21 protein-coding genes and 1 tRNA gene are annotated in these 22,956 nt (G+C 58.0%); 9 read left to right on the top strand and 13 right to left on the bottom strand.

Features of this window, described 5'->3' with window-relative positions; all coding sequences use genetic code 11:
• Positions 1–66 precede the first annotated feature (66 nt).
• The 3 genes from CKW14_RS05470 to CKW14_RS05460 all read right to left on the bottom strand — a co-directional run bounded on the left by CKW14_RS05470 (position 67) and on the right by CKW14_RS05460 (position 2,798).
• Entirely contained in the window at positions 67–1,038 is a 972-nt protein-coding gene (locus tag CKW14_RS05470; protein ID WP_095050935.1) for a magnesium and cobalt transport protein CorA, read from the bottom strand.
• A gap of 134 nt (positions 1,039–1,172) precedes the next feature.
• The gene (locus tag CKW14_RS05465) at positions 1,173–1,895 is read right to left on the bottom strand and encodes a 1-acyl-sn-glycerol-3-phosphate acyltransferase (RefSeq protein ID WP_077571798.1); all 723 of its coding nucleotides are present in this window, start codon (positions 1,893–1,895) and stop codon (positions 1,173–1,175) included.
• Between the two features lie 213 nt (positions 1,896–2,108).
• Complete coding sequence (locus CKW14_RS05460) at positions 2,109–2,798, bottom strand: crotonase/enoyl-CoA hydratase family protein (protein WP_093441795.1); 690 nt, start codon at positions 2,796–2,798, stop codon at positions 2,109–2,111.
• Between the two features lie 295 nt (positions 2,799–3,093).
• Here CKW14_RS05460 and CKW14_RS05455 point away from each other — a divergent pair.
• Positions 3,094–3,183 (top strand) — tRNA-Ser (locus CKW14_RS05455).
• A gap of 143 nt (positions 3,184–3,326) precedes the next feature.
• A complete protein-coding gene (locus tag CKW14_RS05450; protein WP_095124923.1) occupies positions 3,327–3,647 on the top strand; it encodes a YbjQ family protein in 321 nt (106 codons plus the stop codon).
• Positions 3,648–3,708: 61 nt separating this feature from the next.
• Here the strand turns inward: CKW14_RS05450 and CKW14_RS05445 are convergent, their stop codons facing one another.
• Positions 3,709–3,993: a hypothetical protein gene (locus CKW14_RS05445; RefSeq protein WP_095124921.1), complete on the bottom strand. Its 285-nt coding sequence runs from the start codon at positions 3,991–3,993 to the stop codon at positions 3,709–3,711.
• A gap of 240 nt (positions 3,994–4,233) precedes the next feature.
• Here CKW14_RS05445 and CKW14_RS05440 point away from each other — a divergent pair, with 240 nt between their 5' ends.
• The 4 genes from CKW14_RS05440 (at position 4,234) to CKW14_RS29925 (ending at position 5,971) form a co-directional block, all read left to right on the top strand.
• On the top strand, positions 4,234–4,422 hold the full coding sequence (locus tag CKW14_RS05440) for a hypothetical protein (protein ID WP_095050941.1): 189 nt from the start codon (positions 4,234–4,236) through the stop codon (positions 4,420–4,422).
• 324 nt (positions 4,423–4,746) lie between these two features.
• Positions 4,747–5,118, top strand: a complete 372-nt coding sequence (locus tag CKW14_RS05435; protein WP_007914079.1) for a glycine zipper domain-containing protein — start codon at positions 4,747–4,749, stop codon at positions 5,116–5,118.
• A 137-nt stretch (positions 5,119–5,255) separates the two neighbouring features.
• Positions 5,256–5,681 (top strand): glycine zipper domain-containing protein, encoded by a 426-nt coding sequence (locus tag CKW14_RS05430; RefSeq protein WP_095124920.1) that lies wholly within the window; start codon positions 5,256–5,258, stop codon positions 5,679–5,681.
• Between the two features lie 122 nt (positions 5,682–5,803).
• On the top strand, positions 5,804–5,971 hold the full coding sequence (locus CKW14_RS29925) for a hypothetical protein (RefSeq protein ID WP_007914082.1): 168 nt from the start codon (positions 5,804–5,806) through the stop codon (positions 5,969–5,971).
• A gap of 146 nt (positions 5,972–6,117) precedes the next feature.
• On the opposite strand, the gene CKW14_RS05420 is transcribed toward CKW14_RS29925, so the two are convergent.
• Both CKW14_RS05420 and CKW14_RS05415 read right to left on the bottom strand, forming a co-directional pair.
• Positions 6,118–6,549 carry a hypothetical protein gene (locus tag CKW14_RS05420; protein ID WP_095124918.1) on the bottom strand — a complete coding sequence of 144 codons (432 nt, stop codon included), beginning with the start codon at positions 6,547–6,549 and terminating at the stop codon, positions 6,118–6,120.
• Positions 6,546–11,324: an RHS repeat-associated core domain-containing protein gene (locus CKW14_RS05415; protein ID WP_095124917.1), complete on the bottom strand. Its 4,779-nt coding sequence runs from the start codon at positions 11,322–11,324 to the stop codon at positions 6,546–6,548. The genes CKW14_RS05420 and CKW14_RS05415 overlap by 4 nt, the downstream gene beginning before the upstream one ends.
• A gap of 243 nt (positions 11,325–11,567) precedes the next feature.
• On the opposite strand from CKW14_RS05415, the gene CKW14_RS05410 reads away from it, so the two are divergent.
• A complete protein-coding gene (locus CKW14_RS05410; protein ID WP_095047766.1) occupies positions 11,568–12,263 on the top strand; it encodes an HAD-IA family hydrolase in 696 nt (231 codons plus the stop codon).
• 73 nt (positions 12,264–12,336) lie between these two features.
• On the opposite strand, the gene CKW14_RS05405 is transcribed toward CKW14_RS05410, so the two are convergent.
• Positions 12,337–13,083: a 3-oxoacyl-ACP reductase family protein gene (locus CKW14_RS05405; RefSeq protein ID WP_095047765.1), complete on the bottom strand. Its 747-nt coding sequence runs from the start codon at positions 13,081–13,083 to the stop codon at positions 12,337–12,339.
• A 126-nt stretch (positions 13,084–13,209) separates the two neighbouring features.
• Between CKW14_RS05405 and CKW14_RS05400 the strand changes: the two genes are divergently transcribed.
• Positions 13,210–14,133 (top strand): LysR family transcriptional regulator, encoded by a 924-nt coding sequence (locus tag CKW14_RS05400; protein ID WP_095047764.1) that lies wholly within the window; start codon positions 13,210–13,212, stop codon positions 14,131–14,133.
• A 119-nt stretch (positions 14,134–14,252) separates the two neighbouring features.
• Here the strand turns inward: CKW14_RS05400 and CKW14_RS05395 are convergent, their stop codons facing one another.
• The 3 genes from CKW14_RS05395 to CKW14_RS05385 all read right to left on the bottom strand — a co-directional run bounded on the left by CKW14_RS05395 (position 14,253) and on the right by CKW14_RS05385 (position 17,888).
• Positions 14,253–14,981, bottom strand: coding sequence for an aspartate/glutamate racemase family protein (locus tag CKW14_RS05395; RefSeq protein WP_095047763.1), 729 nt, complete (start codon positions 14,979–14,981; stop codon positions 14,253–14,255).
• 55 nt (positions 14,982–15,036) lie between these two features.
• Positions 15,037–16,575, bottom strand: a complete 1,539-nt coding sequence (locus tag CKW14_RS05390; protein ID WP_095124916.1) for an NCS1 family nucleobase:cation symporter-1 — start codon at positions 16,573–16,575, stop codon at positions 15,037–15,039.
• A gap of 578 nt (positions 16,576–17,153) precedes the next feature.
• Positions 17,154–17,888 (bottom strand): phosphoadenylyl-sulfate reductase, encoded by a 735-nt coding sequence (locus tag CKW14_RS05385; RefSeq protein WP_095124915.1) that lies wholly within the window; start codon positions 17,886–17,888, stop codon positions 17,154–17,156.
• 165 nt (positions 17,889–18,053) lie between these two features.
• Here CKW14_RS05385 and thrH point away from each other — a divergent pair, with 165 nt between their 5' ends.
• Complete coding sequence (gene thrH, locus CKW14_RS05380; RefSeq protein WP_095124914.1) at positions 18,054–18,671, top strand: bifunctional phosphoserine phosphatase/homoserine phosphotransferase ThrH; 618 nt, start codon at positions 18,054–18,056, stop codon at positions 18,669–18,671.
• A gap of 108 nt (positions 18,672–18,779) precedes the next feature.
• Here thrH and pabB read toward each other — a convergent pair whose 3' ends face one another.
• From pabB to CKW14_RS05365, 3 genes are all read right to left on the bottom strand, one after another.
• Positions 18,780–20,123: an aminodeoxychorismate synthase component I gene (gene pabB / locus CKW14_RS05375; protein ID WP_095124913.1), complete on the bottom strand. Its 1,344-nt coding sequence runs from the start codon at positions 20,121–20,123 to the stop codon at positions 18,780–18,782.
• A gap of 310 nt (positions 20,124–20,433) precedes the next feature.
• Entirely contained in the window at positions 20,434–21,420 is a 987-nt protein-coding gene (locus tag CKW14_RS05370; protein WP_095124911.1) for an alpha-L-glutamate ligase-like protein, read from the bottom strand.
• Positions 21,420–22,955 carry an inactive transglutaminase family protein gene (locus CKW14_RS05365; RefSeq protein ID WP_093431750.1) on the bottom strand — a complete coding sequence of 512 codons (1,536 nt, stop codon included), beginning with the start codon at positions 22,953–22,955 and terminating at the stop codon, positions 21,420–21,422. The genes CKW14_RS05370 and CKW14_RS05365 overlap by 1 nt, the downstream gene beginning before the upstream one ends.
• Between the last annotated feature and the right edge of the window lies 1 nt (position 22,956).

The raw sequence follows: 22,956 nt of genomic DNA, 5'->3' as shown, positions 1-22,956 counted from the left end.
CCGGTGCGCCACCGATCAATGTGGGAGCGAGCCTGCTCGCGAATGTTCCAGACAACTCGGTTTGCTCTACAACCAACCAGACTTCTTGAAACTTGCCCACAAACTCACACACCCCACCGTAATAAACCCCAGCACACCGAAATAGCCGTAGTGCCAGCTCAACTCCGGCATGTTCTGGAAATTCATCCCGTAAATCCCCGCAACCGCCGTCGGAAACGCCAGAATCGCCGCCCAGGCAGCAAACTTGCGTTGCACCACGCTTTGCCGTGATGCCTCGAGCAACACACCAATCTCGATGGTCTGGCTGGCAATGTCGGCCAGGGTGGTCAGGTCTTCCATTTGCCGCGTGACGTGAATCTGCACATCACGGAAGTACGGGCGCATGTTCTTGTCGATAAACGGGAAACTCAGCTTCTGCAGTTCCTCGCCAATCTCCACCATCGGCGCCGCGTACCGACGCAGGCGTACGACATCGCGGCGCAAGCCATGCAGCCTCTGAATGTCATGCTCATTCAACGCGCTGCACAACACGTTGCGCTCCAGCTCATCGATCTCGGCATGGATCGCTTCGCCGACTGGCTGATAGTTCTCGATGACAAAATCGAGCAACGCATAAAGTACGAAATCTTCCCCGTGCTCCAGCAGCAGTGGACGTGCCTCACAACGTTGGCGAACATGAGCGTAGGAGGCCGAGTGGCCATTACGCGCGGTGATGATGTAGCCCTTGCCCGCAAAGATGTGCGTCTCGATAAATTGCAGAACGCCGTTCTCGCGGATGGGGGAGTAGGTGACGATAAACAAAGCGTCGCCAAAGGTTTCGAGCTTCGGTCGACTGTGTTTTTCCAGGGCGTCTTCAATGGCCAGTTCGTGCAGGTTGAACTGACGTTGCAGGTTGGACAGCTCTTGAGCGTCCGGCTCTTCCAGACCGATCCACACAAAGTGACCGGTTTTCGCAGCCCAGGCAGCGCCTTCGTCGAGGGTAATATTGGTGACTTTCTTGCCTGCGCTGTACACCGCAGCAGCAACAACTCGACCCATGGTGGTGATTCACTTCTTCTTGGCAGGTGGCAGGGAATTCAAGGCTTCAGCTTAGCCGTGTCGCTGCTTGAGAGTCAGTGAAATCTGTACAGTTCACCGGGTAAAAGAAAACCCGCACAGGGCGGGTTGTCTTTTCAGGCAGCTTGCAGTTGCCGATCCATCGATTCAATGCACTCGCGCATCTGCTCGCGACACTGATTGATGAGCATGGGCATGTCGTCCATGGTCAATCCGGCTGTAGGAATCGCCGGCAACGAGCGTATGAGGATTTTCCCGCTGCGCCAGCGATTCAGACGCATGTGCTTGATGTAACTGCTGACGCAAACCGGAACGATCGGTACACCAGCGGCAATTGCCATCTGGAACGCACCTTTCTTGAAGGGCAGCAATTCTTCGCCGAGGTTGCGTGTGCCTTCCGGGAACACCCAGATCGAGGTGTCTTCGTTCTGCAAGGTATTGGTGGTGGTGAGCATCGATTGACGCGCCTTGTGCGCATTGCCACGGTCGATCAACACATTGCCGGCCAGCCAGAACAGTTGCCCGAACAGTGGCACCCACTTGAGGCTCTTCTTGCCGATGCACACGGTACGGCGCGGCACGACGTTTCCGAACACGAACAGGTCATAGTTGGACTGGTGGTTGGCGATGATCACGCAGCTATCGGGTTTGTTCAGCAAACCGCTGACATCGGATTTCACCCGTAAACGCAAAATACACATCGCTGGTAGCGCATAGAGGCGGGCGCACAGACGGCTGTTGTCCGGATTGAACGGGCGGCAGATCCCGAGAATCACCCCGAGCACGCCGGCCAGAATAAAGTGCAGGCCCATCAACAACATACGAAACACGAACAGCATTTTCAGGCCCCACCGGGACAAAAGGTGGCGCAGTGTACGGATGTGCACTGTTTTCGGCAATTGCCGCTATAGAGTGCGGAGATAGCCGATGTTTAAGCGCATGTTTCAGAATGGAGGGTCAGACCTGTCCTAGAGCGGTCGCAGACTTTTAAACCATGCGTGCAAGAAAAAGCCCGACACGACGGTCGGGCTTCTTTTGCGCGTCAGCCGGGCTTAGCCCAGATGCTCCTGATCCTGGATGATCGCGTTATCCAGAGCTTCCAGCAGCGCTTTACGCACCTTCAACTTGGTGTTCTTGTGCGCGAGCATGTTGATCTTCTTCAACTGACGCGCAGCGGCGAGGGCGGCACCTTGCAGCTCTTCGGCCGCAACCACCTTGTCGAGGAAGCCGGCATCCACGGCGCTTTTCGGATCGAACATCTCGCCGTTGATCACCGAGCGGTGGAACGCCGAGCGACGCAGACGATCACGCGCCAACTCGATACCTGCGTTATGCATTGTCATGCCGATCTGCACTTCGTTCAAACCGATGCTGAACGGGCCATCGACACCGATGCGGTAATCAGCAGACAACAGAATGAAAGCGCCTTTCGCCACCGCGTGACCTGGGCATGCGACGATGACCGGGAACGGATGAGAGAGCAGGCGACGCGCCAAGGTCGAACCCGCGGTTACCAGCGATACGGCTTCCTTAGGGCCGGCGGTCATGACTTTCAGGTCATAGCCGCCGGACAGAATCCCTGGCTGACCGGTGATGATCACGATGGCACGATCAGTCACCGCCTGATCCAGCGCCGCGTTGAATGCCGCAATCACGTCCGGAGAAATGGCATTGACCTTGCCGTTGCTCAAGGTCAGGGTCGCGATACCGTCTTCGAGGTGGTAGGAAATCAACTCACTCATGACGCTATTCCTTGTAAGAAAGATGGGCAGACGTTACCCACCGCCGCAGGCCAGGTAAAGCGCCGTGACTGACTCGCCAGTCACCGTTTCACGGCCCATCCAGCGTGGCGAGGCGCTCTGCTTCTATATAGAAGGGCCACGCCCACCGAAGATTGGCCGGTTTGCCATGGCTTACCAGCGAGCAAAACGACTTTTTCTCTTAACCGCATGAAAATTCTGAAAAAAAGTTTGCCATCGGAAAAGCTTTCGACTACATTAGCGCGCCTCGACAGACAGAACATGTTTGAAGAGATACGGTGAAGTGTCCGAGTGGCTTAAGGAGCACGCCTGGAAAGTGTGTATACAGGAAACTGTATCGAGAGTTCGAATCTCTCCTTCACCGCCACATTCAGTACACAAAACCCCTGATTTCGAAAGAAGTCAGGGGTTTTGTGGTTTCTGGCGTCTGGATTTTATTGGCAGCGGCGTGAAGTCCGCTTTGAGCCATTACAATCGCGAATTTATTCATCCTTGTAGGGACGACACTCCATGATCATTTCCACCACTCACGCCATTGAAGGCCGGCAGATCACTGCATATCTGGACATCGTCAGTGCCGAGTCGGTGCAGGGGGTCAATATGATCCGTGACATGTTTGCCGGTATGCGTGATTTTTTCGGTGGGCGTTCGCAGACGCTGGAGCGGGCTTTGAAGGAGGCGCGTATTCAGGCGACCGAAGAAATACGGGAGCGTGCGCGCGCTCTGCAGGCTGATGCGGTAGTCGGGGTGGACTTTGAGATCAGTATGCCCGGCGGGAAGGGCGGGATGGTTGTGGTGTTTGCGACGGGTACGGCGGTGAAGTTGCGCTGAGTTTGTTTGACGGGTGTGTAAGCCCATTCAGAGGCTGAATGGGCTCAATCTTGCGGTGCAATCAGCCTTGTGGCTTGAGGATCACGGTGCCTCTTTCGTCATAGGTCAGTGGTGTATCAATGGCGACCAGAGGGGGTGTATCAGAAGGTGGGTTGGGTTCGACTGGCTTGCTGGGATGGTAAATGACCCCTGGTTGCAGAACCGGTGTATCCGGACCCGGAGACTTGATGGTGATTTCACCGGAAGCGATCTTTTCCTTGAATTTTTCAGCGCCAGCCTTGCCGGCTGCGATCTGTTCGTCCGTGAGTTTTACGACAGGCATATTGGAGAATCCGTTGATTTGCATGTTCTCTCCTTGAGATTCATTTGTATGAAAAAGGTCAACGGCCTGTCTCTGCAATTCTTTAGCGGTGCAGGACCAATGGCACTTCATCGCGTTGAGTTTTTGTAGGCCATTCGTCGGGCATCAGGAGATCTGAATAACAAGTCCAGGAATGACCAACTAGTCTCAAAAGCGTTGGAGGTCGATATTTTTTCAGGCGAATGGGTTTTTGCCGGTGTCGACCGGTGGCGAAGGGGCGATGGTATGACTGATCCGTATATCGAAGACGATGGCGCTGAATTTTCCTTCAATAACTGTGTACGGTGCGGTCAGACCGAGTACCAGTCAGGCTTTGGCGAGGACCGGGTGCAGACCGGCAAGATCAAATCCACAGCACCGAAAGGACCGAAGGCAAAATTTCTACCCAAGGTCAGCGCGCGATCCAGAAAATAATCTGTCACTGCATAACCCCGTCATTGAACGGGGTTTTTTATGGCTGATTGAGTGAGAGAAATGTCCTACGCACTTCGGTGGCAAATGCGGGGGGCTTTCACAAACTTTTCACGTCTACCGCGGTAGGGTGAAGCCATCCGTTAGAAAGCAAGTCTCCAGCCCGTCTCCCCAGCGGGCTTTTTTTTGCCTGTCATAAAACCTTTTGCAGAATCGCTGTCCAATCGGCGCCGAGTACGCGAAGCCTCTGATTTCGGCTGGACTTTTGCGCGGCGACGGCATTAAATCCCGGCCCTTTTTGTCATCCCAATTTTTGAGGTTTTCGTCATGCGTTTAACACTGCCTGCTCTGGTTCTGGGGCTTCTGGTTGCTCAAGGTGCAATGGCTGCCGGTGATGGCACCGCGGCGCTGGGCGGTGGTCTGGGTGGCGCACTGGGTAATGTCGTCGGCCAGAAAATGGGCGGCAGCACTGGCGCGGCAATCGGTGCTGGCGTAGCAGGCGCGGCGGGCAGCGCAGTGGCGGCGCGCAAGGGGAGCCGGACCAAAGCGGCGATTGGCGGCGGTGTTGGCGCAGCGGGTGGTTCGGTGATCGGCAACAGCCTGGGCGGCAAGACCGGTGCGACCATTGGTGCAGGCCTGGGCGGTGCGGCGGGCGGCGCAGTGGGCAGTAACTTGTCCAAAGGTCACAAGCGTCACTGAGACTAATCCCTTGTCAGAAAAAGCCCGGCTCGATGTCGGGCTTTTTCATGGCTGAACGTTTTTCCCGTTTGCGTCTCCAATCTCACATAGGCCCATGTCTGGGCGGACTGTCCCACTTCGGGAACTGTGAGGTTCATATGCGCTTGTCATTATCTGCACTGTTTTTCGGTTTGCTGGTAGCACAAGGGGCGATGGCCGCTGGTGATGGCACCGCTGCTGTGGGGGGCGGCTTGGGCGGCGCGCTCGGCAATGTGGTCGGTGGACAACTCGGTGGCAGTACTGGCGCGGCGGTAGGTGCGGGTGTTGGCGGCGCGGCCGGGAGTGCCGTCGGGGCGAATAAACGCAACCGAACCGAAGCCGCCATTGGCGGTGGTCTCGGCGCGGCGGGCGGTTCGGTTGTCGGCAACAGCCTCGGCGGCTCAACGGGTTCGACCATTGGCGCTGGGTTGGGCGGCGCGGCCGGTGGTGCGGTCGGCAATAACCTCGGTGACGATGGCGGATCTCATTCGGGTGGTGGCCACAAGCACAAGAACAAGAACAAACATAAAAACCGCCATCATTGATGGATGATTAAACGGAAACCCGGCATTTTGCCGGGTTTTTTGCATTCACTTGTCGGACTCCGGAACGATTGGCTGTAAGGCCTTTCGAACGTTATACACGCCACGAGATGATGAGGTTTGCCATGACTCCCGAAACTGAGGGCAAGGAAGAGAAAGGTTCGAGTGGATTGCCGTTTATCAATGATCCGGGGAATGAGGATCCGGGGTCGCTGATGGATGATGCGACGGTGCCGCTGAATGATTCGGATGAGGCGGATATGGAGTATGAAGAGGATGAGGATGAGCAATAAGCTGTCTTGAGAGTCGAGCATGGCAGCGCACTGAATTTAAATATCCGGGGCCTATACTTCAGGCCCCTTGATTCTGATTGGTTTGCTTGCGAAAGTTAACGTTGGTAAAAAATGTTGGAGCGGAAGAGGTCGCCGTTAATTTTTTGTTATTTCGCAGTTAAAGCATGGTTGACGCGTATATAAAGGTTGTCTGATGGCGACATTTTTTCTATTCGGCCTGATGAGATGTATTCTTTAAACTCCTCTTCAACTATTTTTTTATCGCAGTATTTTTTGTATTCAGATGGCCTGTCGCTAGCGTAAATGTAGAGGCGCCACACATCAAAGCCGTCGATTCTGTTGTCCGATCCATAGTCGAAGTCCACTGATTCTGATGGGAAATGAATGGCGCACCCTACGCCGTGCAGTTCATATTGAATTCCATTAGTTATTTCACCGCAACGTTCGATTTGCTTGCTCCGCCAAAGTCTTAAAATATTTCGAGTGCCGAATTTTTTTAGTAGTAACTCCGTGCCGTAGTCTACTTTTGAAAGGAAGTCATTTATTAGATCCTCAAGATTTTTATCGTCTGTGTTCATCTTCTTCTGTGATGCTCCAATCGGTCGTGTCCGACATTTTCAGCTGATTCAATTACTTCTTCGATGGTATTAAGTTCTCCTTTGTGTTCTCTGATGTTTGTGATCAATTTTATAGTTATAGGAGTGGCTGTTTGTTTTGCAGCCGCTGCACGGTGATGCCCATCTAGAATATAGAGGGTGCCCTGATGTTCCGCTACATCTATGGGATAGTTCATGTCGTACCCATCTGCTCGCATTGCATCCCTTATTTTTTCGACGTGTTTAGTTGATTTTTTCCCCATAATTGCGTGCGTTCGCTTCACTGAATGTGGGTCAACGCCATGAATCAAGCCCGGTAATTGTGGCTCACCCTCATCTACCTTAGCCCCAGCAACCCCACCCGACATCTCACAACCCGGCTTATTCGGCGGCGGGCAGTTAGAGCTCAACCCCAACGGATCCACCCACCCCGTCGGATTCGGCACGTACTGGTACTGATTCAGCCCACCCGCCAACTTGATTGGGTCCGGCGTCAGATACCGCCCCAGCCGCGGGTCGTAATACCGATGGCGGTTGTAATGCAGGCCACTTTCCGCATCGAAGTACTGCCCCTGAAAACGCAGCGGCTGGTTCAGGTAGTCGTCGCCAGCCAGGGTCAGAGCGGCGACTTTGCCGTAGGCGTCGTATTGCGCGGACCAGACGATGTCGCCGCTGTAGTCGGTGAGTTCCTGCGGGGTGCCGAGGTGGTCGAGTTGGTAGTAGAACGGGCAGGCCTTTTTCGGGCCTTTACCGTCGAGCAGCGCCAGCGGGCGGAAGGTGCCGGGTTCGTAGACGTAGCTGCGGTATTCGTTTTCGCTGCTTTCGGCGACGAGGTGGTCGCCTTGCCAGAAGAATTCGGTGGTTTCGCCGTTGACGGTTTTGCGGATACGCCGGCCGAAGGCGTCGTATTGGTACGACGCGGTCTGGCCGTCGGGGCGGGTCAGGCCGATCAGGCGGTGCTGGCTGTCGTAGCGGTATTCGGTGACGAGTGTCTGTGCGCGGCCGCGACGTTCGCGGATCAGGTTGCCGAAGGCGTCGTAGTCGTAATGACGATCGCCTTGCATCAGCAGGCGATTGCCCTTTATCTGGCTGGGACCGGGGCGGTCCTGCATCAGCAGGTTACCGGCCGGGTCGTGGGCGAAGGATTCCGGCAGTTCGTCGCGTGAGTGGCGTACGCGGATCAGGCGGTCGAGGGCGTCGTAGCCGTAGGTACGCTGGCCGTGGCGGCTGTCGGCGATGTGCGCGAGATTGCCGTTGGCGCTGTAGGCATAATCGCGGCGGTACAGGGCATCGCGCTGATGGCCTACGGCGTGGGCGAGTAATCGTCCTTGATCGTCGTAGGAGTATTCGCTGAGCAGCAGACCTTGTTGGCGTTGCAGTTCGCGACCGGACTGATAGACATGGCGGGTCAACGGCGTGCCGTTGAGGTCAATCCCGTTCAGCGCGCCGCCCTTGGCGTGGCGGTAGTCGAGCACGCTGTTGTCCGGCAGACGCATGCGTTTGAGCTGGCCGCAGGCGTCGTAACGGTAACGCAGGGTGCCCCAGCCCTGATGCTCGGTGATCAAGCGGTCCTGACGGTCGTACTCGAAGGCCAAAGGATGTTGCTGGCCGTCGTCGACACTGATCAAACGACCGAGACGGTCGTATTGGTAACTGACCTTGATGCCGTCGGGCAGGGTTTTGACGAGTAACCGGCCTGCGCCATCGCGTTCATAAGCGGTGAGCAAACAAGAGCCGTCATCGCCGAACTCGGTCTTCTCCAGCAGATGGCCGTTGAGGTCGTAGGCGTACGCCGTGCGCCGGCCGTCAAAACCGCTTTCCTGACGAATCAGCCCGGTCGGCGTGTAGTCCAGCCGGTACTTTTCCCCTGATTCGTTTTCGATCTCGGTGAGCAGCAGTTGCGCATGGTCGTAGCGGTACTGCACCCGCGTGCCGTCAGGGTTGATTCGGCGCGAAACCAAGTGCAGATCGTCGTCATATTCATAACGGGTAATGCGCCCCAGTTCATCCCGTTCGGCAGTGACCTGACCGTAGGCGCCGTAGCTGTAGGCGCGGGTGCTGCCGGTAGGAAAAGTCGTCTGAATCAGTCGGCCAACGGCGTCCCAATGCTGGCGGGTGACCGCACCGTGTTCGTCGGCGGTTGTCGTCCGCCGCCCCAGTGCGTCGTAGGAAAAACGCCGCACGCCACCGTCGGGCAGGGTTTCCTCGGTCAACTGGCCGAGGCTATTCCAGACCAGCCGATGCCGGCTGCTGTCCGGGTAGCGGATCGACAGCAATTGCCCCCGGGTGTCGTAGTAGTAATGAGTAACCTGGCCGTCGGGGTCGACCGCTTCGGTGACATCGCCCTCGGCATTGCGCCGGTAGATCCACACCGCCTCGCCGCGAGAGCGTTTGTGCAGGAAACCGTTGCGATACTCGTAGGACGTGGGCGCTTCATCCGGCGGAATCAGCGCCACCAGCCGTCCGACCTCGTCGTAGCGGTATTCAGTGACAGCGCCTAACGCATCCTGCTCGGCGATCAGCCGCCCCGAGGCGTCATAAGCCCTGAGCTGTTCGCCGCCATCGGCCTCGACCTTGCGCACCAGCCGCGCGCGTTCGTCGTGAACGTAGGTCTCTTCGGTGCCGTCGACGTAATGCACCGCGACACTGCCGTCATCGTTCCAGACGTAACGTGTGTCCATCTGCGAAAACGACGCCCAGTGGCGCACGCAACGAGCAGCCTTGCCGGAGCGCTCCCACTCCCAGAAGAAACTCGCGCCCCCAGCAAGTTGCCGCTGCAGAATCACGTGAGCGTCGTCGTAGTCGTAACGCTCGCTGTCACCGACGGCGTTGGTCGCTTCGATCAGGTGCCGGTAGGCGTCGTAGCTGTAACTGACCAGCGCTTGTTCGGTGCTCCATGCACCGTCGCGAAACACCTGGTAATCCACACCAAGCAACTGCGCCCGGTCATACCGCAACAACAGCGAACGCCCGGCGCCGTTATCCAGGCGCTGCACCCGGTCAGACCGATCGCGCTGCACCGTCAGACGATTGCCATAGGCATCGCTGATCGCCGTCAGCCGTCCTGCGCGAAAGTGATAAAACCGCGCGGTGTCCCCGGCCAGTGCGAGGATCAGCTCTTCCGGCTCATCGCCCAGAAAAATCGCCGCCCGCGACAAACTGTTGTGAATCGCCGGCCGCTCAACGCTCGGCAACGGAAAACGGGTACGCCGGTTTTCGTGATCGACCCAAACAACCTCATCAGCGAAAAATTCCAGCCGATGCGCCAGCGAATGACTCCAGCCAAACCCCAACCCAACATCGATTTCGGCGGCACTGCTGCGATACAACCGCGTGAACTCAAACGGCAACACGCCATCGAGCACCGCATCGCTCAGGGTCAGCAGTTCTTCGCCGGTGACCATCGACACCGGGCAGCCGTTGGTGCAAGTGCGCGGCACACAATCGGCGCTGTCACCGTTGGGGTTTTTCGCCTGATCCGGCGAGTCGTCATGCGGCTCATGCCGCTCGATCCGGCTCGAACCGCCAGACTTGTCCCGCACAACAGGCGCCGGGTTTGGCACGGTCAACACCAGCGAATCGGCCTGACGAATGTTCAGCGGTATCGCCGGTGTCGGTTTCAACTCAACGTCACGCACATTGAGCATCAGTGGCTTCAAAACGCTGGCATGCCGCGTCAAATCCGCCGAGGACGTCAGTTCGGCCAAGCGCAATGCCGAGGCCGCCAGCCATTCCCGCGCGCGCGGCGACTTGATCTTCGCCAGCACCTTGCTGCTCAAACGCAGCGGCACGCCGATGCCACCCGACACGCCCATCAACAGGAAGCTGATCAGCAATTCGACCCGCACCTCGGCCACCACTTCAGCCAGATACTGCGGCGGCAGCATCTTCAGCCAACTGGTAAACGCGGCCAGATGAATGAACAGCAGCGGCTCGTCACTGAGGATCAGCAAGCCATTGGCGATGGCGTCGCTGGAGGCATTCAATAACGCCTCAAGCTCGGCCTCGCTGAGGTATTCCAGCAATTTTTCACTGTTGGCCTGCAAGTCTGCGAGCAGGGCAAATACCTGTTTAATGTCATCCCAGACGCCATTCAGGGCTTTCTCGAATCCACGCCAATCGGCCTGTTGCAACTGACCGTAACGCTCAAGAAACCCGGCGCTGGAAAATTCCTTCCACTGCGGCTGACATTCACTCCATTCCCCGCGCAACCAGCCCTCCAGCCCATCGATGATGCCCTGATAGGAGGCGTACAGCTTCTTCACATGGTCCGTGGACACATCGGGAAAGAAGGTGATGCGATAACGCTGGCCCCGATCGCAGTCGGTCACTTGCAGAATGCCGCTGGGGCCGATGGTGTAATGCAGCGGTTCGCCGAAAGTCAGCACGCCGCCGACATCGGCAAGCACCGGTTCGAGGATTACCGGGGTGTTGCCAATCGGCACAAACCTCGCGGCCTCGAACATATGCACCAGCGTCAGCGACCCGCTGGCCGAGCACATGACCACCGATGAACTGAGCGGCTGGCGCGACGTGATCGGCGCGCTGAGGCGTACGTCGTTACCGACGGTGAAGACCTGTTCGACATCCAGCGCGGTGCCTGTCCAGAACTGCTCGGCCCAGGCGTCGTAGTGGTTCAGGCACAGGCGGAACTCGCGGATCAGGTGTTCGAAGTCCGGCTCATCGGGATTCAAAGCAGCAACAACGAGCAGGCCGATGCTGTTGTTCAGGGCCAGAAGCCGATCGGTTGGAAGCATTCGCAGTCTCTCGCGCACGTCAAAAAGGTGCGGGGACTTTGCGGGGGATCAAACAGGAAAGAAGTCGGGCGAGTAGGCGATGCCTGTAGGACATTTCGCTAAATGTCTGCGAGTAGTTCATCGCTCAATAAACATTGGCCGTTGCTCAATGTCTGTCGCGCTCGTTATGCTGCTGAACCCTTTAATCAGATCCGAGCAGCGGTCCACCTGCCGCTTGGGATGTCTTTGTTAACGGATCCGATGATGAATGCACCGCTGAAGGCGTTCGGCCCGATCAAGGCCGTGATTTTTGATATGGACGGTTTGTTGCTGGACACCGAGGGCATTTACACCGAAGTCACTTCGCTGATTGCCCAGCGCTACGGGCGCACCTTCGACTGGAGCGTCAAGCAGAACATCATTGGTCGCGGGGCCAACGATCTGGCGAACTACGTGGTGCAGGCGCTGGATCTGCCGATCACCGCTGAAGAGTTTCTGGTGATCCGCGAACCATTGATGCGCGAGCGTTTTCCCACGGCGCAAGCGATGCCGGGTGCCGAGGAGCTGATTCGCCACCTCAAGGCGCACAACATCCCCATCGCCGTCGGCACCAGTTCATCGCGGCAATCGTTCGGGCAAAAAACCACGCTGCACCGCGACTGGTTCGCGCTGTTCGACTTCATTGTCACGGCGGACGATCCGGAAGTCGGCGCGGCGAAACCGGCGCCGGATATCTTCCTGACCGCTGCCCGCCGTCTGGGTGTGGCACCTGAGGATTGCCTGGTGTTCGAGGATTCGCCGTTTGGCGTGACCGCAGCGAAAGCCGCAGGCATGACGGCCATCGCCATCCCCGATGCCGCCATGGCCGATGAAAAGTACGCACACGCTGACGGGATTCTTCGGAGTTTGAAAGCGTTCACGCCAAGTGCCTGTGGTTTGCCGGCGCTGGAATGGATGTAAACGTCTGAGACAAAAAAACGCCGCCCCTCTGTGAAAAGAGGGGCGGCGTTTTGCGTTCAGGCAACTCGGAAAATCAGGCGCCGAAACCACCGTCGATGGTCAGGCTGGCACCGGTGATGTAACCGGCTTCCGGGCCCGCCAGATAGGCGACAAAACTGGCGATTTCTTCGGCTTTACCGTAACGACCGACGGCCATCAACGGAATGAGGCTTTCGGCGAAGTCACCGTGCGCCGGGTTCATGTCGGTGTCGACAGGGCCGGGCTGCACGTTGTTGATGGTGATGCCGCGTGGGCCAAGATCGCGGGCCAGGCCTTTGGTCAAACCGACCAGCGCCGATTTGCTCATCGCATATACACCGCCACCGGCGAAGGGCATGCGGTCGGCGTTGGTGCTGCCGATGTTGATGATGCGCGAACCTTCGCCCATGTGCTTGGCGGCTTCTTGCGAGGCGATGAATACGCTGCGCACGTTGATTGCGAGGGTCTGGTCGAAGTCTTCGAGTTTGAAGTCTTCCAGTGGAGCAACGGCCAGCACACCGGCGTTGTTGACCAAAATGTCGAGTCGGCCAAAAGCTTCGACCGTGGCGCTGACCGCGTGGCGGATCGCTGCGGCGTCGGCACTGTCGGCCTTGATCGCCAGGGCTTTGCCGCCGTTGGCGGTGATGCTGTTCTGTAACTCTTCGGCTTTGGCGGTGGAGCTGACGTAAGTGAAGGCTACTGCAGCGCCTTCAGCGGCCAGGCGTTTGACGATGGCAGCGCCGATACCACGGGAACCGCCTTGAATCAGAGCGACTTTGCCGCCGAGGTGTTGAGTGGTCATGTTCGATCTCCAGACTATTCAAGGCGGGATGCCTTGTTGTTGGAGCCGAGTATCGACCTCTGATCCGCAACCGTGTAGACCCTGATTGCTATAGTCTATGTAAACCAGAAGTTTATAGTGGCGGCCATGGAAACCTTCAGCAGTATCGAATGCTTTGTCCGTAGTGCTGAGGTCGGCAGCTTTGCCGAGGCGGCGCGGCGCTTGAGCCTGACCCCGGCAGCGGTTGGCAAAAGTGTCGCAAAGCTTGAGGCGCGGCTGGGTGTGCGGCTGTTTCAGCGCAGCACCCGCAGTCTGACGCTGACCGAGGCGGGGCAGCTGTTTTTGAGTGAAGTCAGTGCCAGCCTGACCACGATCCAGAATGCCGTGGCCAATCTGGCCAGTGCCGAAGGGCAGCCGATCGGCACCTTGAAAGTCAGCATGGGCACGGTGTTCGGGCGCCTTTATATAGTGCCGTTGCTCGGCGAGTTTCTGCGGCGCTTCCCGGCGATCAATCCGGACTGGCATTTCGATAATCGTCAGGTCGATCTGATCGGGCAGGGCTTCGATGCGGCGATTGGCGGCGGCTTTGAGCTGCCACAAGGTGTGGTAGCGCGCAGATTGACGCCAGCGCATCGGGTATTGGTCGCTTCGCAGGATTATCTGAACGGCAATCCTGCGATCACTCATCCGGACGATCTCAAGCAGCATGACGGAATTCTGATTCGCTCACCGCAAACCGGGCGTGTGCGTTCATGGCAATTGACGCACCGCGATCAGCAGCACAGTCCGTTGATGCTCAAGGCCCGGATGACCATGAGCGATTCCGAAGCCGCGTGTGCGACAGCAGCGCAGGGCCTGGGGATTGCACTGGTGAGCATGCCTTTTGCGGTGGGGTATCTGGAGGCGGGTACGTTGCAGCGAGTGTTGCCGGACTGGTTTGTCGATGATGGCAACATCTCGATTTATTACGCCGAACATAAGTTGTTGCCGGGCAAGACGCGGGCGTTTGTCGATTATGTGATTGAACAGTTTGCGGAGAGAGGGTTGGCGCGGCGGTTTAGTGCTATTTGAGCAACCTTGATACCGAGTTGCGGCCTTCGCGAGCAGGCTCGCTCCCACATTTGGAATGCATTTCCCCTGTGGGAGCGAGCTTGCTCGCGAATGGGGCGACTCGGTTTCCGATGATGAGCTTAGCGGGCAAACCGCCCCGGCCAGCCAATGATGTTCTTCGGCCGAGGTGTCGCATACGTTCGCACTTTCGACGTCGACAAGCGCAAGCGCACCAGCGATTCCGCAATCGTTACCGCCGCCGTGACGCCATCCACCACCGGCACGCCAGTGCGCCGACGAATCTGCTCATCCAGGCCGGCCATGCCGCCGCAACCCAGGCAGATCACCTCGGCTTTGTCCTGCGTCACCGCCAGTTCTGCCTGATGCACGATGGCTTCCAAGGCACGCTGTGGCTCGTGTTCCAGTTCCAGAACGGCCAGACCACTGGCCCGTACCGATGCACAACGATCCCACAGGCCGGACAATTTCAGCCGATCTTCGATCAGCGGTACGGTGCGATCCAGCGTGGTCACCACCGAATAGGCGTGGCCGAGAAACATCGCCGTGCTCGCGGCCGCATCGGTGATATCCACCACTGGCACGTTGAGCAATTCCTGCAGACCTTCGCGACCGTGCTCGCCGTAGCCGGCCTGAATCACGGCATCGAACGGCTGGTCGTAGGCCATCACCCGATCCATCACCGCGATGGCCGCCAGATAGCTTTCGAAGTTGCCTTCAATCGAGTCGGCACCGAAGTACGGCGTCAAACCGACGATTTCGGTACCGGGCGAGGCGACAGCCTGCGCCGAGCGGGCAATGGCCTCGGTGATGGATTCGGTCGTGTTGACGTTGACCACGAGAATACGCATGGGGAAATCCTTATAGCGGGCAGTTCTGCGGCCCGAAGTCCGGGCCACGAGGGAATTAATGGCAGACGTTGTCGACAGCGATCGATTCGCCGCTGATGTCGGCGTAGTGCGCATGGCGTTTGGCAATGATCAGGTAGAGCATTCCGGCGATCCCGGCGCCGATCAGCCAGGAGAACGGCGAGACGCTGTGGAAACCCGGCACGAGCGCCAGGACGATGGCGATCAGCGCCGCAGGAATAAATGCCGCCACCGCACGGAAATTCACCCCACGGCTGTAGTAATAAGCGCCGTCGGGATCTTCGCTGTAGAGCTGCGGGACGTTGACCCGGCCTTTGCGGATCAGCCAGTAGTCGACCATGATCACGCCGTACAACGGGCCGAGCAGGGCGCCGAGGCCAGACAGGAAGTACACGATCACCAGCGGGCTGTTGTAGAGATTCCACGGCAGGATCAGCACAGCGATGGTTGCGCTGATCAGCCCGGCGCGACGGAACGTCAGGTACTTCGGCGCCAGGTTGCTCAGCACGAAGGCCGGGGCGACGAAGTTGGCCATGATGTTCACCGCCACAGTGACGATCAGGAATGCCAGGCAACCGAGCACGAGGAAGAAGGTGTTGGGAATCGAGGCGATGATCTCGGTCGGGCTCTCGATGATCCGGCCGTTGATCTGAAATTGCGCACCGCAGAGCAGCACGGTAATCGCGGCGAACACCAGAATATTCACCGGCAAACCCCAGAAGTTTCCTACCTTGATGGTCTTGCGGCACGGCGATGAGCGGGCGAAGTCGCAGAAATTCAGAATCAGCGTGCCGTAGATCGCCAGCCACAACGCGCCGCCGGCAAAAATGTTGCGCCACATCTCGCCACCGGTCAGTGGCTCGCGGATCGACCAGGCAATGGTCGCGTTGGCTTGGAAGTACATCCACCCAGCGAGTGCCGCAACTGTCAGCAAAATCACCGGCCCGGCAAACGCTTCGTAACGGCGGACCATTTCCATGCCGTAGGCGAGGATCGCCAGTTGCACGAACCAGATCGCCACGAAACACACCCAACCCAAAGTCGACAGCCCGAGGATCGAGTTGTGGTCGTATGCGGCGAATCCGGGATGGACTGCCGTGAGCAATACGCGAAATACCACTGACGCCAGGTACGTCTGAATGCCGAACCAGGCGATGGCGATAACCGCGCGGATCAGTGCAGGAATTTGCGCGCCGTGGATGCCGAAACTGATCCGGCTGATCACTGGAAACGGCACCCCGGTTTTCTGTCCCATGTACCCGGACAGGTTCATGAAGAAATACACCAGCGCCGCGCCGATCCCCAGCGACAGCAGGATCTGCCAGCCACCCAGGCCAAGGGCGTAAAGGCCGATGGCGAACGAGTAGTTAGCAATGTTGTGCACGTCGTTCGTCCACAGGGCGAAGATGCTGTATTTGCCCCAGCGCCGACCTTCGGCCTTGGTTGGCGCCAGGTCGCTGTTGTGCAGGCGGGGGCTCAGTTGTAACGGCTCGGTCAATTCGTCATCGGGTAACGGCTGGTCGAGAGCAGCGGCGGGCAGATTCAGCGCGATGTTGTTGGAGAGACTTGTACGCATTCCGGCAGGCTCCTGATGTTCAGGGCCGCGATGACTGTGCATGAGCCGGCAGGCTCGACAAATCTTCGTCGCGGCAGTGAAAGCATCACTGGTTACGGGGCATCTGCAGCCTGTACGGGATAGGGCGCTTCAGGCTTGCGGATCGAAGTGGTTTTATGTTTTGCAGTTTTGTATACAAAACATGTATGCACCTAAGCCAGATCTGTGCCAGTCGTTGATCTATGCGCAGCCGTGCTCATTTCGAAAAGTTATCGATGTGCGCTAAGTGTCTGAAAATAATTGGCTAAAAATTGACCGGTTGAACAGGTATTTATTTTTGGCGAGGGATTTTGATGGCGGGCGGAGGCGAGGGATTTTTGGCAGGGATGTAACTTTTCAGGGCGCTGAAACAAAAAAGTGCACACATAAATGGCACCGATGGTGACATTCATGTGTACACATTTTTGGAGTCGCTACAAACCCCTGTAGGAGTGAGCCTGCTCGCGATAGCGGTGTATCAGCCAAAAAAATTATCGACTGAGACACCGCTATCGCGAGCAGGCTCACTCCTACAAGGGGGAAATCAGCGCGGCAGGGAGTTAGGCCTTGCTGATGATATTCCCGGCATGCAACCCGCATTCTTTCTGCGTCGCTTCTTCCCACCACCAGCGGCCTTCGCGCTCGTGCTGATTCGGCAGGACAGGGCGGGTGCACGGTTCGCAGCCGATACTGATAAAGCCGCGCTCATGCAGGCTGTTGTACGGCAACTCGAGCATGCGGATGTAACCCCAGATCTCTTCGCTGGTCATCTGCGCCAACGGGTTGAACTTGTACAGGGTGCGCTCGGGGGTGGAGAACGCGGTATCGATTTCCATCACGGCTACAGCACTGCGGGTGCCCGGGCTCTGGTCGCGGCGCTGGCCGGTGGCCCAGGCTTTGACGGTGGACAATTTTCGGCGCAGCGGCTCGATCTTGCGGATACCGCAGCATTCGCCGTGACCGTCCTTGTAGAAGCTGAACAGGCCTTTTTCCTTCACGAACGGTTCGAGTTTCGTGTAGTCCGGCGACACCAGTTCGATGTCGATCTTGTAGTGCTCGCGCACCTGATCGATGAAGCGGTAGGTCTCCGGGTGCAGACGGCCGGTGTCGAGGCTGAACACCTTGACGTTCTTGTTGAGCTTCCAGGCCATGTCCACCAGCACCACATCCTCGGCGCCGCTGAAAGATATCCACAAGTCATCGCCGAACTCGGCGAACGCGAGTTTGAGGACGTCTTGCGCGGATTTGTTGGCATAGGTCGTGGCGAGTTCCACGACGTCGAACGTTGCACTCATCAGGGCGGCTTCCTACAGGTCGGTGGCGCTGGGCGCTCTATATGGCGCTGATGGTAACAAAAAGCTGCACGGCTCGGGGGCGTGCTGTGCGTTGCGCGTCTGCATGTGAGTCGCTAGAGTTCGGCCTCGCTCGACTCAAATAATCAATACAAACGGGAGTGTCTTGTGGAAATTGCTTGCCTGGATCTTGAAGGGGTACTGGTGCCGGAAATCTGGATCGCCTTCGCTGAAAAAACCGGAATCGAATCCCTCAAGGCCACCACCCGGGACATTCCCGATTACGACGTGCTGATGAAGCAGCGCCTGCGCATCCTCGATGAGCACGGCTTGAAGCTGTCGGACATTCAGGAAGTGATCGCCACACTGAAGCCGCTGGACGGCGCTGTGGAGTTCGTCAACTGGCTGCGCGAGCGCTTTCAGGTGGTGATTCTGTCGGACACGTTCTACGAGTTCTCGCAGCCGTTGATGCGTCAACTGGGCTTCCCGACGTTGCTTTGCCATCGCCTGATTACTGACGAAACCGGGCGGGTGACCAGCTATCAGTTGCGCCAGAAAGATCCCAAGCGTCAGTCGGTGATGGCGTTCAAGAGCCTGTATTACCGGGTGATTGCGGCGGGGGATTCGTATAACGATACGAGCATGCTGGGCGAGGCTGATGCGGGGATTCTGTTCCATGCGCCGGAGAATGTGATTCGCGAGTTTCCGCAGTTTCCCGCGGTGCACACCTTTGCTGAGTTGAAGCAGGAATTCCTCAAAGCTTCGAACAGAGAATTGAGTTTGTAATGAATACCCCTGTAGGAGCTGCCGAAGGCTGCGATCTTTTGATCTGGTTTTTCAGGATCAAGATCAAAAGATCGCAGCCTTCGGCAGCTCCTACACGGGTTGTGTCATTCAGAGGTTCTGCAGGGTGTCGAGGAGGATTCTGACTTTGGTAATCGACTCCTGATACTCAGCCTGCCAATCCGAATCGGCAACAATTCCGCCACCGCCCCAGCAGCACACCTGCCCATCCTTGACCAACAAACTGCGAATCGCGATGGAACTGTCCATCTCGCCGCGCACGTCCAGATACAGCAACGACCCGCAATACAACCCACGTCGCGTCGGTTCCAGCTCATCGATGATCTGCATTGCGCGAATCTTCGGTGCGCCGGTAATCGAGCCGCCGGGGAAACTGCCGGCAATCAAATCCAGTGCGTCACGATCATCCGCCAACTCACCGGTGACGCTACTGACCAAGTGATGCACGTTAGGATAGCTTTCCAGACTGAACAGCTCCGGCACCCGCACCGAACCGATGCGGCAGGTGCGCCCGAGATCGTTGCGCAGCAGGTCGACGATCATCAGGTTTTCTGCGCGATCCTTGGGGCTGGCCAGCAGTTCGGCGGCGTTCGCGGCATCTTCGGCCGGGGTCATGCCACGCGGACGGGTGCCTTTGATCGGTCGGGTTTCCACCTGACGGTCGCTGACTTTGACGAAGCGCTCTGGCGACAGGCTCAAAACGGCACCGCCATCAGGCAAGCTCTGGAAACCGGAAAACGGCGTCGGGCAGGCCTCGCGCAACGCGCAATAAGCCAGCCACGGATCGCCCTGACACGCAGCGCGGAAGCGCTGGGCGAAGTTGACCTGATAGCAGTCGCCGGCCTGGATATAATGCTGAATGCGTTCGAAGGCCTGACGATAATTGTCAGCGGAGAGGTCGGCGGTCATTGGCTGGTTCAGTTTGAACGGCGCCATCGATTCGACAAGCGGCTGGCTGAACAGCGCGATCAGCCGCTGTTTCTCGCTATCGATCACGGACGGGTGAAACACCAGTTGGCTGCTGGCCCTCTGGTGATCGCTGATCAGTGCCCAGTCGTACAGGCCAAAGCGGGCATCCGGCAATTGCAGATCATCCAGCGCCTGGCTCGGCAGGTTTTCCAGATGCCGACCGAAATCGTAGCTCAGGTAGCCTATCAAACCGCCGGCGAATGGCAGGTCGAAACCTGTTGGCAAATCAGCCTCGCCCAGACGGGTCAGATTATCCCGCAGGCGTTGCAGGAAAACGTCGCCGCTCTCGTCCGGCAACACCGCCAGTTGTTCCAGCGGCCAGGCGCTGAGCAGGTCATAACGGCCACGGTCGGCACTTGGCCGGCTGCTGTCGAGCAGCACGGCGCCGGGCGCGTTGCGGATGGCCGCGAAGTAGTCGGCGGGATTGGCGCGGTAGGGCAGTGGGTGTACAGAACAGGTCAACATGGGCGGGGCAGATCGGCCGTTGAGGCGGGGTGGGGATTGTAGTCCTCTCTCGGCTGTCAGATCAAAATCAAAAGCTACCCCCTCACCCCAGCCCTCTCCCCCAAGGGGGCGAGGGGAAAGGGAGCCGATCTTTATGCTTTTCAAAGCCTGAGTTCGACTCGAAATTCGGAAAGGGCGCCGACCTTCATACTTTTCAAAGCCTGAGTTCGACTCAAGACTTTCAAGTCGGCGTATTTCCAGCATCCACCTCGGTCAGTCCCCTCTCCCTCTGGGAGAGGGCTAGGGTGAGGGGCTTTTAGCTTTTCAGCTCTTAGCCTTCGACCGCAGGAATATGCCCAAACATTTCCTGAGTAAACGCCACACGCTCTTCAACCGTCTCCGTCACCCCACGCGCCTTCAGCTCTTCCAGTCGCGCTTCCACCGCATGGGTACGCAACGTCAGCCCACAGTCGTTAGCAATCTGAATATTCAGCCCCGGCCGCGCATTCAGCTCCAGAATCAGCGGGCCTTTTTCCTGATCGAGCACCATATCAACACCGATATAGCCCAACCCGCACAGCTCATAGCAGCCGGCGGCGAGTTTCATGAAACCGTCCCAGTAGGGCAGTTGCACGCCGTCCACCGCGTTGGTGGTGTCGGGGTGTTTGGTGATGATGTTGTTCAGCCAGGTGCCGCGCAACGTCAGACCCGTGGCCAGGTCAACACCGACACCGATGGCGCCCTGATGCAGGTTGGCCTTGCCGCCGGACTGCCGGGTTGGCAGACGCAGCATCGCCATCACTGGATAACCCATCAAGACGATGATGCGGATGTCCGGCACGCCTTCGTAGCTGATGCTTTTGAAGATCTGATCCGGGGTCACGCGGTATTCGATCAGCGCGCGATCACGGTGGCCGCCCAGCGAATACAGGCCAGTGAGGATGCTCGAGATGTGATGCTCAAGCTCTTCATGGGCAAGGATCTTGCCCGACACCGTGCGATAGCGGCCCTCGAAACGGTCGGCAATCACGATGATGCCGTCACCGCCAGCGCCTTGGGCCGGTTTGATCACAAAGTCGTTGCGCCCGCCGATGATCTGGTCGAGTTTGTCGATTTCCTTCTCGGTGGAGATCACGCCGTACAGCTCCGGCACGTGAATGCCGGCCGCGATGGCGCGTTCCTTGGTGATGATCTTGTCATCGACAATCGGGTACAGGCTGCGCTTGTTGTACTTGAGCACGTAGTCGGCGTTACGCCGATTGATGCCCATGATGCCCCGCGCTTCCAGGGCCTTCCAGGTCTTCCAGAAACCGAACATCAGGCGTCAGCCTTCTTCAGGAAAGCCTTGAAGCGCACCAGCTCGGTCAGGCGGTAGCCGCGATACCGACCCATCGCCAACATGAAGCCGACCAGAATCAGCAGGATCGCCGGGAAGGTGAACACGAAGTAGACCAGCTCTGGAACGGTCATGATCAGGTGCGCGAGTGACGCCGCGAACAGTGTGCCGATCGCGACTTTCATCGCATGGCTGGCACCGCGTTCTTCCCAGGTGATCGACAGGCGTTCGATGGTCATGGTCAGAATCACCATCGGGAACAGCGCCACCGACAGCCCGCGTTCCAGGCCGAGCTTATGGCTGAACAGGCTGATCGCTGCGATCAGCACCACAACAAAGGTCAGCACCACCGAGAGTCGCGGCAGCATTTGCAGCTTCAGGTGTTCCAGATACGAACGTAATGACAAGCCCAGCGCGGTGATCACGGTAAACAAAAGAATGCCGAAGCCCAGTTGCGTTTCGCGGAAGGCGAGGGCGATCAGCACCGGGGTGAACGTGCCGAGTGTCTGCAGGCCGATCAGGTTGCGCAGAATCAGGATCACCAGCACGCCGATCGGGATCATCACCATGATCATGAACGTCTGCTGAGTCTGCAGCGGCAAGCCGTACAGCGAGTATTCGAGGAAGTTGGCGTCGGTGTTTTCGTCGGTCAGCTTGGCCAGACGAATCGCGTTCATCTCGCTGTTGTTCAGGCTGAAGGTCACGTTGGCTTTTTTGCCGCCATCGACGGTGATCAGGTTTTCATCGCCGGTCCACCACAGCAGGCGGTCGGTCGGCAGGCCTTGCTCACCGGTTTCCGGGTTGAAGTACAGCCAGTCGTTGCCGTTGAAGCTGCGCAGCCACAGTTCCGGGGTTTGCGGCTGGTCGGCGACGAGGCGGATGGTGTGGACTTTTTCCACCGGGACGTGGGCGATGGACAGCAGCAGTTCGACGATTTTGGCTTTGTGCGGCGTCGACGGATCGCCGGCCAGCAGCAATTTCACGTTGTCATCGTTGACGTTGTTGACGCGTTTGATCGCCTCGCCAATAAAGGTTTCGACGTCGGCCGAGTGCTGACGGATCGGCGCGAGCAGGGCTTCGGCGGCGATTTTCTCAGGGCCTTCGATGGCGATGCTGTCGCGGAAGGTCGGGCCTTTGATCTTGGATTTTTCGGCGGTGTAACGCTTGGTCAGCACCAGACGGTAATAAAGGGTCTGGTTGCCCTTGGCCCGGCGCGCTGACCAGGTGACCTTGCGGTTGCCGTCGACGCGGTTGACGGCGACACCGTAGTTATTGGAGATAAAACTCTCGTTGAGGCTGACGTAATCGCGGCTCAACGGCGGCACGAACATCTGGATCTTCACCGGATCCTTGGTGCTGGCGACGAACTCGACCTTGGCGTCGATGTTCCACAAGTCGTCGGTGGCGTCTTCGGTCACCGGGATGCCGAGCACGAAAATCTGATAGGCCGTAACCGAAACGCCCAGGAGCACCAGAATGGTGATCAGGATTTTCAGGTGGAAGGTTAGAGAACGCATG

This window comes from Pseudomonas sp. Irchel s3a12 (assembly GCF_900187485.1).
Classification (GTDB): domain Bacteria; phylum Pseudomonadota; class Gammaproteobacteria; order Pseudomonadales; family Pseudomonadaceae; genus Aquipseudomonas; species Aquipseudomonas neuropathica.
This window is presented reverse-complemented; position numbering and strand designations above follow the sequence as displayed.